General features: G+C 45.1%; 10 protein-coding genes and 1 pseudogene. 9 read left to right on the top strand and 2 right to left on the bottom strand.

What is annotated here, in order from left to right; all coding sequences use genetic code 11:
- The first annotated feature begins 119 nt into the window (after positions 1-119).
- Complete coding sequence (locus C1N53_RS07535; protein WP_240773424.1) at positions 120-1,589, top strand: M48 family metalloprotease; 1,470 nt, start codon at positions 120-122, stop codon at positions 1,587-1,589.
- 27 nt (positions 1,590-1,616) lie between these two features.
- Here the strand turns inward: C1N53_RS07535 and C1N53_RS07530 are convergent, their stop codons facing one another.
- The gene (locus C1N53_RS07530; RefSeq protein ID WP_137758725.1) at positions 1,617-2,294 is read right to left on the bottom strand and encodes a toxin-antitoxin system YwqK family antitoxin; all 678 of its coding nucleotides are present in this window, start codon (positions 2,292-2,294) and stop codon (positions 1,617-1,619) included.
- Between the two features lie 222 nt (positions 2,295-2,516).
- On the opposite strand from C1N53_RS07530, the gene C1N53_RS07525 reads away from it, so the two are divergent.
- Both C1N53_RS07525 and C1N53_RS07520 read left to right on the top strand, forming a co-directional pair.
- Positions 2,517-3,503, top strand: coding sequence for an aldo/keto reductase (locus C1N53_RS07525; RefSeq protein ID WP_137758724.1), 987 nt, complete (start codon positions 2,517-2,519; stop codon positions 3,501-3,503).
- Positions 3,504-3,528: 25 nt separating this feature from the next.
- On the top strand, positions 3,529-4,425 hold the full coding sequence (locus C1N53_RS07520) for an aldo/keto reductase (protein WP_137758723.1): 897 nt from the start codon (positions 3,529-3,531) through the stop codon (positions 4,423-4,425).
- A 63-nt stretch (positions 4,426-4,488) separates the two neighbouring features.
- Here C1N53_RS07520 and C1N53_RS07515 read toward each other — a convergent pair whose 3' ends face one another.
- Positions 4,489-5,934 (bottom strand): serine hydrolase, encoded by a 1,446-nt coding sequence (locus tag C1N53_RS07515; protein WP_137758722.1) that lies wholly within the window; start codon positions 5,932-5,934, stop codon positions 4,489-4,491.
- 762 nt (positions 5,935-6,696) lie between these two features.
- Between C1N53_RS07515 and C1N53_RS07510 the strand changes: the two genes are divergently transcribed.
- The 6 genes and pseudogenes from C1N53_RS07510 to C1N53_RS07485 all read left to right on the top strand — a co-directional run bounded on the left by C1N53_RS07510 (position 6,697) and on the right by C1N53_RS07485 (position 13,758).
- Complete coding sequence (locus C1N53_RS07510) at positions 6,697-9,294, top strand: phosphoenolpyruvate carboxylase (RefSeq protein WP_240773423.1); 2,598 nt, start codon at positions 6,697-6,699, stop codon at positions 9,292-9,294.
- A 105-nt stretch (positions 9,295-9,399) separates the two neighbouring features.
- Positions 9,400-9,693 carry a DUF1330 domain-containing protein gene (locus C1N53_RS07505; protein WP_137758721.1) on the top strand — a complete coding sequence of 98 codons (294 nt, stop codon included), beginning with the start codon at positions 9,400-9,402 and terminating at the stop codon, positions 9,691-9,693.
- Positions 9,694-9,856: 163 nt separating this feature from the next.
- Positions 9,857-11,197, top strand: coding sequence for an L-fucose:H+ symporter permease (gene fucP, locus C1N53_RS07500; RefSeq protein ID WP_137758720.1), 1,341 nt, complete (start codon positions 9,857-9,859; stop codon positions 11,195-11,197).
- Between the two features lie 82 nt (positions 11,198-11,279).
- A pseudogene (locus C1N53_RS07495) lies at positions 11,280-12,045 on the top strand (SDR family NAD(P)-dependent oxidoreductase).
- A 35-nt stretch (positions 12,046-12,080) separates the two neighbouring features.
- Positions 12,081-12,938, top strand: coding sequence for a fumarylacetoacetate hydrolase family protein (locus C1N53_RS07490; RefSeq protein ID WP_137758719.1), 858 nt, complete (start codon positions 12,081-12,083; stop codon positions 12,936-12,938).
- On the top strand, positions 12,925-13,758 hold the full coding sequence (locus tag C1N53_RS07485) for an amidohydrolase (protein WP_137758718.1): 834 nt from the start codon (positions 12,925-12,927) through the stop codon (positions 13,756-13,758). Before C1N53_RS07490 ends, C1N53_RS07485 begins: the two co-directional genes overlap by 14 nt.
- Positions 13,759-13,769: the final 11 nt, after the last annotated feature.

Below are 13,769 nucleotides of genomic sequence, written 5' to 3'. Positions count from 1 at the left end.
ATAACAGGCGGCTTTTTTATACCTGTTGTAACTTATACTGTGTTTAAGCGTTGCAATCTGTTACGGAATTACAGGTGCAAAGCCTGTATATAAATTGGACTAAACGTATAACATCGATAATGAAAAAATATATTGCCATCTGTTTTACCTTTTGCAGCATGCTTTTGTTGGATTCCTGTGCCAAAAACCCTGTTACTGGTAAACGAGAGTTTATGTTTATTTCGGAGGAGCAGGAAATTGCTATGGGCAAAGAAGCCGATCCGCAGATTGTAAGTGAATTCGGCCTGTACGATAATGCCACCTTGCAAAACTTTATTAAGGAAAAAGGCCAGCAGATGGCAAAGATCTCTCACCGGAATAACCTGCAATACGAGTTTAGGGTGCTTGATTCGCCTGTGATTAATGCCTTTGCCGTACCGGGAGGTTATGTTTATTTTACAAGGGGCATACTCGCACATTTCAACAACGAGGCGCAGTTTGCCGGTGTGCTGGGTCATGAAATAGGGCATGTGGCGGCGCGGCATACCGCGCAACAGCAAAGCAAGTCTGTTCTGGCTCAGGGAGCTCTTATTGTGGGTATGGTGGTATCGCCGGAGTTCGGGCAATTTGCCGAAGCTGCCTCTCAGGGGGTTGGTTTGTTGTTTCTTAAATTCGGAAGAGACGCCGAACGCGAATCGGATAGGTTAGGCGTGGAGTATTCTTCTAAAATTGGGTATGATGCTCAATATATGGCAGACTTTTTTCAGACACTGCACCGCCAGCAGGTAGCAGCAGGAGGAGAGGAGATACCTGATTTCCTTTCTACACACCCTTCTCCGGAAGACAGGTATGCTACTGTGCAGCAACTGGCGGCTGAATGGAAGCAGAAATTAAGCTTAACCAGTCCGCAGGTAAACCGCAACAATTATCTGCGCATGATCGACGGTATTGTGTATGGCGAAGACCCTAAGCAGGGCTTTGTAGAAAGCAGCGTTTTTTACCACCCGGAACTCAAGTTCCAGTTTCCGGTACCGAATGGCTGGCAGCATCAGAATTCGCCTACCCAGTTCCAGATGGCCCCTAAAGATGGAAAAGCTATCATGAATTTAACTTTGGCAGCAGGATCGTCTTTGTCAGCGGCGGCACAGCAACTGGTGCAGCAATACCAGTTAGAGGTGCTGGAGTCTAAGAACGTGACGGTGAACAATATTCAGGCGCTTGCCATGGTCGTTGATCAGAAGCCGCAGCAACAACAGCAACAGCAGCAGCAGCAGCAGCAGCAGGCAATAAGAGGACTGATATACCTGTACCAGTACGGCGGCAATATCTACAACCTTATGGGGATCAGCACGCAAACCGATTTCAATAATTATGCACCTGCTTTTCAGGCTACCATGCAGGCATTTAAAGCTTTAACTGACACAGAAAAGTTAAACAGACAGCCGGAAAGGGTGCGGGTGAAAACAGTAGCACAGGCTACGACATTAACCCAGGCCTTACAGAACTATAAAGTAGCATCTAACAGAATGGAGGAAATGGCCATCCTCAACGGCATGCAGTTATCAGACAGGCTGGAGAAAGGCACACTGATTAAAGTAATCGAAAAATAAAGAATTGTTTTTAGCTTTTTCAGTTTTTCAGTCTTTTGTCCGGGGAGGTAATACAGTAATGGTGCTGTCTCCCTGGGCATCATAATTTATGATGATTTGCTGTCCTTCGCTGTCAGTGGTCATTTTAAAGCTGTTTTTCTTCACAAAAGCAGGTCTTTCACCTGGTTTATACTTTTTAACAGCTGCTTTGGCTGGCTTGGAGACTACTACGCGTCCATCGGCATAAGTGGTTTTAACCGGCCATCCGTCCTCATACTTTTCTTTCCGGTCGAGGGAAGCATCCTGGTGATAGTAAACCCACTCTCCGGTACGGTAATAACGGGTGCTATCCGGTATCAGGCTGTATGCTGCGGTGCCCGTAACGGCCACCGTTCCGTTAGGATAGTATTGGGTAGTATGAATAAGGCTTTCCCAGCCTTTTTTCCGGCATTTTTCTACCAGTTTTAAACTGTTGTCGGGGTAGAAGGTGCGCCATTTGCCTACCATAAAGCCATGTTTGTAGCGGCCCTTCACCTTTGTTCTTTCTTCAGGAGCTGTACCTTCGGTAAAGGTTACCCATCTGCCATGGTGTAAGCCCTGCTTGTCGAACTGGTTTTTAAAGAACAGGTTGATAACAGGGAAATGTTTTAACTGGGCATGGGCTTTGTTTGCTTCTAAAAACAGCGAAAAGCTAAAAAGGGAAATAAGGACGGTAATCTTTTTCATAGTAGTTCGATTAAGTTAAGAGCATCGGTAAAATCAAATTAACTATATTTTTAGTTAAAAGCAACTTAACTTTTTTGATTTTTAGCAGAACTTAATTTATACAGCTGAAACATCAACATTAGAAGAGTAAAAGCGGTAAGACCTAAAGGAGGTGGGCAAGTATGAGGCTGCATATGGCCGTAAAGTTTAATAGCTACCTTTGTATAAACAAACAGCAAGAAGATGCATTACAGAAAACTAGGAAAAACAGGATTCAATATTTCTGAAATATCATTAGGAACCTGGCAGGTCGGTGGGCGCTGGGGCGATCCTTTTAATGATAAGAATGCGGAAACGATCATCAACAAAGCAATTGATGCCGGAGTTAATTTTATTGATACTGCGGATGTATACAGTGATGGCCTGAGCGAAGCGGCTGTGGCGAGAGTTGTAAAAAACAGAAGCGAGGAAATTTTCATAGCTACGAAATGCGGTCGCCAGATTCAGCCGCACACGGCTGAAGGATATACGGCGGAAAAGCTGGTAAAGTATGTTGAGGAAAGCCTGCAGAACATGAAACTCGACACGCTCGATCTGGTTCAGCTACATTGCCCGCCAACTGAAGTATATAATCGGCCTGAGATTTTTGAAGCCTTTGACAGGCTAAAGGAGCAGGGGAAGATAAAGAATTTAGGTGTTAGTGTGGAACTGGTGGATGAGGCGCTGATGGCAATGCAGTACCCGAATGTGGCGACGGTGCAGATCATCTACAACATGTTCCGTTTAAAGCCTCATGAAAGATTCTTTGCCAGAGCCAAAGAAAACAACTGCGGCATAATTGTGCGGGTGCCGCTTGCCAGCGGTTTGCTGACAGGTAAAATGTCTGCCGACACTACATTTGGTCCTGAAGATCACAGGTCCTTTAACCGGAACGGAGAAGCGTTTGATAAAGGCGAGACGTTTTCGGGTGTGGATTTTAACCTGGGGTTGGAAGCGGTAGAGGAGCTGAAAAAGCTGTTTCCCGGTCAGGAGCCTTTGGCAGCCTGGGCCTTAAGATGGGTGCTGATGTTTCCGGAAGTTAGCACGGTGATTCCTGGTGCATCCAAGCCGGAGCAGGTAGATTCCAACATACAGGCAGCAGAACTGCCTGCCCTCACACAAAATCAGATGCAAGGGGTGCAGCAGATTTACGATAAGTACATCAAACCCACGGTGCATGATTTATGGTAATTTGTCTGATATGTAAGCAGGTGAAATGAAGTATAGTAAACTAGGAAAGTCCTCGCTTCAGGTGAGCGGGGTAAGTTTTGGATGTATGTCTTTGAGCGGTAGCGAAGACGAGAACATCAAATTGCTGCATCGTGCATTCGATAAAGGAATAAACTTTTATGATACCGCTGATCTGTATGGGGCAGGTGCGAATGAAGCTACCGTGGGCAAAGCCTTTAAAAACCTGCGCAACAAAGTGCTTTTAGCCACAAAAGCAGGTAATCAACTGCGCGCAGATGGGAGTGGCTGGGACTGGAACCCGAGCAAAAGCTACATCCTGGAAGCTGTAGAGAAAAGTTTAAAGCGGCTGCAAACTGATTATATTGATTTGTATCAGCTGCATGGCGGAACCATAGAAGACCCGATAGACGAAACCATCGAAGCCTTTGAACTGCTGAAACAACAAGGTAAGATCAGGTACTACGGTATTTCCTCTATCAGGCCCAATGTGATCCGGGAATACGTGAAGCGCTCAGGCATTGTGAGTGTTATGATGCAATATAGCCTGCTCGACAGAAGGCCGGAGGAAACTGCTTTAGAATTGCTGCAGGAAAACCAGGTGGGGGTGCTGGCAAGGGGAAGCTTTGCACAGGGCCTCTTACTGGGGAAGGAGCCTAAAAGCTACCTGAGTTATAGCTCGGTTGAAGTTTCGAAAGCAGCTGAAGCTATTACGTCTGTTGCAGCTACTACTAGAGATGCGGCAACAGTGGCCGGGCGGTTTGTGCTACAAAATGGGGCTGTCACTTCGGTAGTGGCCGGTATACGCACCGAGGAGCAACTGGAGCAGGCGTTGCTTATAGCGGATGCTCCGGCTTTATCTGAAGAAGAAATGGCTTATTTAAAGCAAGCAATAGCTGTTAATCAATACGAGCAGCACCGTTAAAAACAAAGTCGCTGCCTGTACATACAAGGCAGCGACTTTGTTCTTCTTTTCTAAAACGGGCTGTTATTCCACCTCTTCCTGCTGTGCAGCTAATTGTATGAGATTGGTAGTTGAGGTATTATCGAACAGATCCACATCCGGCCATACCTGGTGTTGCAGAATCACATCTTTTATAGCATTGTTAATCTCTTCAGCCACTAACAGCGGTTGCTCTTCGTTGCGGGTGTTAGCCAGTACAACAAAGCTAAACTCGTCATTCAGCCTGGTTAGCATCGCCGAAGTGCCCGGTAAAGAGCCGGAATGGCTCCAATTCAGAAATCCCAGGTAACTTCTTTTTAAAAGGCTGCTCAGTACAAAGTCCTGCTTAGACGGGTTCCTGTCTATGCGCACCATAAACTTCATCAGGTCTGTAGCGGTTGCTACCCAGCCTCCATTGGCATCCATGCGGCTGATGTTATACATATAGGGCGTAGCATCGTTCTGGTAGTACTTTACTTCTTGCGGAAGGTGTTGCTCAAAGGTATTTCCGGCAATCTCCATATCTGTAATGCCCGAAGGAAGCAGTATTTCTGTTCGGATATATGCGGCATAAGGCATGCCTGAAACTTTTTCGATGATGCGGCCTAGTATGCAGTAGCCTAGGTTGGAGTAGTTGTAACTGGTGCCGGGGGTATATTTCAAAGGCTTGTTAAGTAAGGCGTCAGTTATCAGCTCCTTTTGTGAGGAGCTAAAGTTCATGAACATCGGGTCTCCCTTCTCGTTCACCCAGCCTGATTTATGCTCCAGCAGATGCTCCACAGTTATTTTATCTATATCAGAGCCAGGTCTTGGAGTACCATAGTCAAACTGAAGCACACCACGGCTGCCAAACACTCTGTCGTTTAAGCTTAACTTACCCTCTTGTACCAATTTAAGAACGGCAATGGCTGTAATAGGCTTTGAAAGACTGGCAATCCTGAACTTACTGTTGTTTTTGACCAGTTCGTTCTGTTCGATGTTTGCATACCCATAGCTCTTGGTTGCTACCAGCTTTTCGTTCCTGACAATGGCAACCGACAAACCCGGTATCTTATACCGTTGCATTACCTGTCGCGCCGCGAGGTCCAGATCAGGAAAGTAAGAGTTAAGCTCTACATTAAAACTAATCGCAGCGCCTGTTTCAGTTACCAGTTTATAATATACGGGGCTGGAGAAATCATTCCTTGTCAGGCTGCTGACCTGCTCAGCATCGTCTACATACAGCTTCGATTTGGCAGATCGGGTGGTGTAGGTTGCAACAAGCTGCTCCGGGTTAACATGGTCCGGAACTGTAAGTATAATGTTTGGTCCTGAAATGTCGGCAGCAATGTCTGCCGAAAGGCTTGGGTTATTCGATTTTAAGAAGACATAGGAAAGCAATTCCGATTCGGCAGAAATCGCCTCTGGAATAGCAGCTTCGCTGGCTTCGTTAATCTGGCAACCAAATATAAAAATCAGGAGAAAAATGGCTAAAAGTTTTCCCGTTTTCATTTAAAGTTGAAAAGTAAATATGGCTGATTTGTAGCTGGCTATAAAAAAGCTATTGATTTTTTATATCATTGTTAAGTATAATTTTTAGTGTTAGATGTTAAGCTATTCACACAGTGGCCGCTTTCGAATAGGCCTGTTGCGTCTGATGCAAATATAAAGATAAGCTTCAGAATTCAGATAAATTATAATATGAATAAATAAAGAATATGCTTGAAAAATAACAATAAAATATAACTTTATATATGCAGTTAAAAAGATATTGCTATTTCAAATTTTATCTGTTCCTGATAAAGTTATAAAATCAACATAAGCTATATAGGAATTCTTGTGGCCAAGCCTGATCATGGTAATGTTCTAACTATGGGTCGGGCGTGTGCTGTAGATAGCATGTGCGGGACAACTGGTAGAGGCTTACTATTGATTGGGGTTACCTGTTCTGAATAGATTTTTCAGGAATTGTAATTATAATGGATAGCGCTTTTATAATGCGATAAAGACGTACTATCAGTGAATTTACTGCTTATTAGGTAATCTTATTATAGGCCTGTAAGCTTCCGGTATTACAGCTAAATGTAAGGAGTTATAAGATTGTAGAAGTGGCAGAAGCATAGAAAAAAGCTAATTTTAAAAAAAACTCCTTATATTTAAGAATTCAAAAAATAGTGCTCTTTTGCTGCTATTTTTTAACACAAAATAGCTTTTAGTGGTATTTTTTCAAATATAGTCCTGGTTTACAGGGAGAACCTATAAATTAACGTATTATTGATTAAAGAAAGAACTTTTATGAGCGGCACTGCTAATAGTACCTTACAGATTTACAATAAACAGGTAGGTCTAAAATTCCAGTTGTACAACAGCCTTTTTACTGCACTTCCTTTTCACCGCGTGGAGAAGACAGGTGTGCTGTTATCTATTTTCCTGGTGCACTGCGAAGAAGGTTATGCCAAGCAACAAAGCCCTGTAGAAATCATCAGTTCATTCCTGAAACAATATACCTCTTATAAGCACGAGCAAGAGCAGATTGATCTGTTATATCGTTTTGTACAGTATGCAGAACGGCAGGTTGTTCTTTTTGATGCTTTGGAAGATGCTGCCTACCGCGATATAAACGATACTACCGGAGCAGGAACTTTAAAGCATCTGAAGTCAGAACTGATGCACCCGCAGGCACAGGTGCAGCTGGCCGAAAAGTTAAAGGATTTTTCGGTAAGGCTGGTGTTAACGGCACATCCCACGCAGTTTTACCCGAGTGAAGTGCTGGGCATCATCAATGATTTGTCGAAAGCGCTTATGAGCGACAATACGGCCCAGGTAAACAGCTACCTTCAGCAGTTAGGAAAAACTCCTTTCTTCAAAAACGAAAAGCCGACACCTTACGACGAAGCCGTTAACCTGATCTGGTACCTAGAAAATGTCTTTTATCAATCAGCCGGACAAATCCTGCATTACCTGAAAAGCCAGTTTCCGAAAGAAGTAAGTAATACAAACCAGCTTATCCGGCTTGGCTTCTGGCCGGGGGGCGACCGGGACGGCAATCCTTTTGTAAATGCAGGCATCACTCTAAAAGTAGCGCTGGCTTTACGGGGCAGTATCATTAAATCCTATTACCTGGATGTGCGCCGGTTAAAGAGAAGGCTCACCTTTAAAGGTGTGGCTGATGTTTTGGCTAAACTCGAAGATAAGCTATACAACAATCTGTTTATACCGGGTTATGAAATAGATCTTACCAAAGAAGAGATTCTGGATACCCTCACCCGTATCCGTGAAACTATTATTCAGCGCCACAACAGCCTGTTTCTGGACATGGTTGAAACGCTTCTCCGGAAGGTGGAGCTGTTCGGGCTATTCTTTGCCTCGCTTGATGTTCGCCAGGATAGTTCAGTGCATGCTGAACTTCTGGAAACAATTGCCCAGGAAACCACTGCGCTGCCAAAAAACTACAAAGAGCTAACGGATGACGAGAAAATGGAGGCTTTGCTTGCAGCAGATGCAACAGTTGATGCTGCTGAGCTGGAAAATGAGCTGTTCCGTGATACGATAGAGACAATGCAGGCCATCAAAACCATTCAGCTCGGAAACGGGGAGGATGGCTGCCACAGGTACATTATCAGCCACAGCACAAAAGCACTGGATGTAATGGAGGTTTATGGCTTGTTCCTGCTAAGCGGCTGGCAGCGCCACGAATTAACGATAGATATAGTACCGCTGTTTGAGTCTATCGAAGACTTGAGAAATGCAGCTGATGTCATGCAATCGCTTTATGAGAACAAAACCTATAGAGCTCATCTGAGAGCGCGCGACAATATCCAAACCATTATGCTGGGCTTTTCGGATGGTACGAAAGATGGTGGATATTTAATGGCGAACTGGAGCATTTACAAAGCAAAAGAACAGCTTACCCAGATATCGAAGCAGTATGATGTGGAGGTGATCTTCTTTGATGGCAGAGGAGGACCTCCGGCACGCGGCGGCGGCAGGACCCATCAGTTTTACGCTTCGATGGGAAATAATATCTCCAATAAAGAAATACAGCTGACGATTCAGGGGCAAACCATCAGTTCTAACTTCGGAACAAAAGATTCTGCCCAGTTTAATATGGAGCAGTTGCTGCATGCGGGTATCAGAAGTAACCTGTTTACGTCGCAGGATACTACCCTGAAACCTGAAGAAGAAGAACTGCTGGTGCGGCTTGCCGATGAAAGTTTCAAGGCATACAGTGAGCTGAAGAATCATCCGGAATTTCTGGAGTACCTGAACTATGCCAGCCCGTTGCGGTATTATGCCGAAGCGAATATCGGGAGCAGGCCCTCTAAACGCAAACCGGGTAAGTTAAACCTGAATGATTTGCGCGCCGTGCCTTATGTCGGCTCCTGGAGCCAGTTGAAGCAGAACCTGCCGGGTTATTACGGAGTAGGTTTTGCCATGCAGAAACTCGAAGAAGAAGGCAAGGGAGAAGCTATAAAAGAGCTTTACCAGCGTTCGCTTTTCTTTAAGACGCTGATGGACAACTGCGAAATGGCCATGAGTAAATGTTTCTTTCCGCTTACGGCTTTTCTGGCCAAGCACAAGAACTATGGAGAACTCTGGAAGAAAATATACGAAGAGTTTGAGCGATCGAAGAAGTATGTACTGGGCTTGTCCGGTGCTACTCATTTAATGGAAGACAAACCAGTGAACAGGCTGTCAATACAGATGCGCCAGCGCATTGAATTGCCTCTTTTAACCATACAGCAATATGCACTTACCAAGATAAGAGAAATGGAAGAAGAGAATAAACCAGCCGGCAACAAGCAGGTATACGAAAAGCTGGTAATGCGCTGCTCGTTTGGTATTATCAATGCGGAGCGAAATTCTGCTTAAAGTATATTGCTATTTTAATGGCTTTGTAGTGGCGGTATTAGCATTTATCGTTTATTTCCACCACTACGTTGTCTCCTGTTTTGTGTGAACCTTTTATAATAAACAATGCCAGCTTATATTATTGTTGAAGTAGAAATTACAGATCCTGAAGCTTATATAGGATATACCAAACTCACACCCGCCACCATTGCTGCCTATGATGGTAAATTTATAGTGCGCGGCGGTAGTACAGAATCGCTGGAAGGAGAATGGCAGCCTAACCGGATGGTGGTGCTGGAGTTTCCCAGTGTTGATCGGGCAAAAGAATGGTGGAACTCTCCTGAATATGCTCCAGCCAAAGAGATACGGCAGAAAGCTGCCAATACTAAAATGATTGTCGTAGAGGGCTTTGCTAATTAGCAAGGCCTTTTTTATAAACAAGTATAATATTTCAAAACTTTATTGGAATTCTCCTGATTATATTGTTGATTAAAGTGATGTGATTAGTGTGTGAGTACTCTCATACAGTTTATACTACTGCTGAGGTTCGTTTGCCATCATCTCATGCATAAGAAGGTTTGTTATGAATAAAGCTACTCGTAAATCTTCCTTGTTTCAATCAGAACTTGTATGGCCGTTTGTTCTGATTACCAGTCTCTTTTTCCTTTGGGGCTTAGCTAATAACATGACGGATACACTCTTGTCTGCTTTTCAGCGGATCATGTGTATGTCCGACTTCCAGACCTCCTGGATTCAGATGGCTTTCTACGGTGCCTACTTTTGCCTGGCGCTTCCTGCCGCCATTCTTATCAAGCGCTATACTTATAAAACTGGTATACTGGTTGGGCTGGGTATGTTCATAGCAGGCGCACTGTTGTTTTACCCGGCCAGTATCACCATGAGCTTTGGTCATTTTCTAATTGCTATATATATTCTGGCAGGCGGACTGTCCGTTCTGGAAACAACTGCCAATCCTTACATTGTGGCAATGGGACCCGAAGCATCAAGTACCAGGCGTTTAAATCTGGCGCAGTCGTTTAACCCCATTGGCTCTATCACCGGTGTTTTATTGAGCAAGTTTTTCATTCTTTCGCAGCTAAACCAGTTCGGTGCAGCCGAAAGGGCCGCTATGAGTAGCGAAGAGCTGGCTGCAGTGCAATCAGAAGAATTAACGGCAGTAATGGGACCGTACGTAGGTGTGGCTGTCTTTTTGTCGCTTATCTGGCTGTTGGTAAAGTTTACCAATATGCCCAGGGCGTCTGATTCAGGGTCAGTCCTGCACATCGGTTCTTCTTTTCAGCGGCTTATCCGGACACGCCATTATGTATGGGCGGTGGTGGCGCAATTTTTCTATGTCGGAGCTCAGATTTGTGTCTGGTCTTATACTATTCGCTACGCCATGCAGGCATTAAGCATAAATGAGGATGCTGCAGCCACTTACTATACCATCGCCCTGGTTGTCTTTATGGCGTCGCGTTTCATCTTTACCGGCCTGATGAGTTTTATTAGTCCCAGGGCGCTATTACTCCTGACAGCTGTGGTGGCTGCACTGCTTACCTTTCTGGTTATTTATAGCGACGGACAAACAGGAGTTTATGCGCTTATAGGCATTTCGGGTTGTATGTCGCTGATGTTCCCGACTATTTATGCCATGGGTATCAAAGGTTTGGGAGAAGATACAAAATTAGCCGGCTCAGGTTTAATTATGGCCATACTGGGTGGTGCTGTCTTAACCTCTGTGCAAGGCTATGTTTCCGATGCCACACAGAATATCCGTATAGCCTTTTATGTGCCTCTGGCCTGCTTCGCCCTGGTGGCTGTTTATGCTGCCATTGCCGGGAAACTAGAAGCGGCTTTCAGGAATAAGAGCGTGGGGGATACCATGGCCACCGACCACTTGCCAATACATAAAGTGGCGGGCTGATCAGAAAATTACAAAATGATTCTGCGAAAGTATTTGGCTATGTTAGATCAAATGCCAATATTAACATATAACATTAAACTTCATGTTTGATTTAACTGATAAAGTGGCTGTTGTAACCGGGGGAGGAAGCGGAATCGGGAAAGCCGTTGCGCTAACTTTTGCTGCCCAGGGTGCCCTGGTGCATGTGCTGGATGTAAACCCGGGTCAGGCCATGCAGACTGTAAACGAAATTGAGCAGTCGGGAGGACAGGGAGTACCGCTGGTATGTGATGTAACAAACCAGCAGGAAGTTGTAGCCGCGTTCCATCGTTTGGATAAAATCCATATACTGGTTAACAGTGCCGGTATCTCGCATATAGGAAAAGCAGATACCACTTCTTGAACAGGATTTTGAGCGTGTGCTGGCTGTAAATGTAAAAGGAGTTTACAATTGCCTTTTTGCAGCCATACCACGCATGAAAGCAAACGGAGGAGGTGTTATTCTGAACATGGGTTCTATTGCGGCAGTAGTTGGCTTACCGGATCGTTTTGCTTACTCTATGAGTAAAGGAGCTGTGATGGCCATGACCATGTCGGTGGCGAAAGATTACCTGCAGGAGAATATCCGCTGTAACAGTATTTCGCCTGCCAGAGTACACACACCTTTTGTAGATGGGTATCTTGCCAAAAACTATCCCGGACAGGAGGCGGAGATGTTTCAGAAGCTCTCCAAAACACAGCCCATCGGCAGAATGGCAAATCCGGATGAAGTAGCCAAGCTGATTCTGTACCTCTGCTCGGATGAGGCATCTTTTATCACCGGAAACGACTACCCGATTGATGGCGGTTTTGTTAAATTGAATAACTGAAAACTAACAGCCTGCTTGCAAGGCCAAACCAGAAAATGAGATTGATTCGACACGGAGAACTCTCAAAAGAGAAAACAGGCATTGCCATAGGAGATGTTTTATATGATACATCTGCTTTTGGAGAAGATTACAACGAACAATTCTTCGAAAGCGATGGCTTAACACGATTACAGCAATTTGTGGAAGCCAATGAAGGGAAATTAGCGCGTGTGCCCGAGGGCAGCCGCCTGGGAAGCCCTGTTGCACGTCCTTCAAAAATAGTATGCATCGGATTGAACTATGCCGACCATGCCCGCGAAACCAACGCAACACCACCCGCAGAGCCGGTTATATTTATGAAATCCACCACGTCCCTGGTTGGTCCGAACGATGCTGTGATGATTCCGAAAGACTCTGTTAAAACAGACTGGGAGGTAGAACTGGCATTTGTGATAGGTAAAAAAGCCCGCTATGTAGAAGAAGCTCAGGCAATGGACTATGTGGCAGGCTATGTGCTGCACAACGATGTGTCTGAACGGGAATTCCAGCTGGAGCGGGGAGGGACCTGGGACAAAGGCAAAGGTTGTGATACGTTTGCGCCACTCGGACCATACCTGGTTACCACAGACGAAGTACCGGATGTAGACAACCTGCGCCTCTGGCTGAAGCTAAATGGTGAAACAATGCAGGACGGCAATACAGCTGATTTTATTTTCAGGATACCGCACCTGGTTTCTTATGTCAGCCGTTTTATGACTTTGCTGCCGGGCGATGTTATTTCTACGGGTACTCCGGCTGGCGTAGGACTCGGCATGAAGCCGCCTGTGTATCTGAAGCCGGGGGATGTGGTGGAGTTGGGTATAGATGGTTTGGGAACTTCCAGGCAGCAAATTATAGCCTATGCTACGCATTGATGCACATCAGCATTTCTGGAAATACGATCCGGTAAGGGAGGAGTGGCTGACAGACGAAATGGCTGCCATCAGGCGTGATTTCATGCCCCAGGACCTGCAGCCTGTGCTGGCGAAGTATCAGTTTGACGGTTGCGTGCTGGTACAGAATGGCGAACCGGAACTGGAAAATGATTTTCTGCTGGAATGTGCTGCAGCGCATGATTTTATTAAAGGTGTTGTAGGGTGGGTAGATTTACTGGCTCCGGATATAAATGAAAAACTGGCTAAATACCGGATATACCCGAAACTGAAGGGTTTCCGGTATATCCTGCAAAGCAGTTATGACAGGGCGCTTATGTTAAAGCCGGACTTTATGAGAGGCATCAGCGCCTTGGGTGAAAACGGCTATACCTATGATATTCTTATTTACCCGGACCAGCTTAAGCATACCAAGTATTTTGTCGCTACCTTTCCGGATCAGGCTTTTGTAGTGGATCATCTGGCTAAACCTAATATCAGAGAACAAAAACTTTATGATTGGAAACGGGATATGCTTACCCTGGGGCACTTCGAAAATGTTTTTTGCAAACTATCAGGTATGGTGACGGAAGCTGATTTAAAAAACTGGAGAAAGGAAGACTTCAGGCCTTATCTAGATACTGTTGTGGAGGCTTTCGGAACTAAAAGAATTATGTTTGGCTCAGACTGGCCGGTATGCCTGGCGGCAGGTTCTTATGATGAAATACTGGGAATTGTGCAGGATTACTTCGCTGAATTCAGTCAATCGGAGCAAGCTGATTTTTTTGGTGGTAATGCAGCAGCCTTTTATAAACTCAGATAAACAGGCTTCAC

This window comes from Pontibacter sp. SGAir0037, from assembly GCF_005491705.1.
In the GTDB taxonomy this organism is placed as follows: Bacteria; Bacteroidota; Bacteroidia; order Cytophagales; family Hymenobacteraceae; genus Pontibacter.
The sequence above is the reverse complement of the archived record's forward strand: the minus strand, read 5'-3'. Positions and strand labels throughout refer to the sequence as shown.